This is a genomic window from Pseudomonas sp. 2822-17 (genome assembly GCF_002742485.1).
Taxonomy (GTDB): Bacteria; Pseudomonadota; Gammaproteobacteria; order Pseudomonadales; family Pseudomonadaceae; genus Aquipseudomonas; species Aquipseudomonas cyclaminis.
Map to the genome: position 1 here is coordinate 1 of NZ_LJRZ01000499.1, position 402 is coordinate 402.

The 402-nt window shown below is 37.6% G+C and carries 1 pseudogene; it reads right to left on the reverse strand.

Annotation, left to right across the window (positions count from 1 at the left end):
* Window positions 1–49: 49 nt before the first annotated feature.
* Window positions 50–402: pseudogene (locus AOA60_RS18400) on the reverse strand (hypothetical protein); the annotation flags it as partial.

The window sequence follows — 402 nt, forward strand, 5'->3', positions numbered from 1 at the left end:
TTTTGATACTTCCCTTCAAGTCCATTTCTAATGACCGATTCATATGGAGCTAATATCGACTTTTCTCTACTTTACTTTGTAGTGATGTGGGTCCATGACTTGTGTTCTTTTCAAACCTAGACGGGTAGGCTCTGTTTATCATAAGCATCGATACAGAAAAAAGATCATAGCTAGGTTCTGCTTTTCTACCTCCATATCCCCAGTAACCTCTATCAAAGAACTCTGTATATTCTTTAATAGCTCTTCCCTCTCTTGTCATCCCCCCAACATCCAACCACCTTACTCTACTTGGATTTCCAGTAACTAATAAATTTTCTGGCTTTAAATCACCAAATATCCAACCTTCTTTATGTAGTCGGTGTAAATCTCCTAATAACTGAACAACCATAATACCAAGCCATT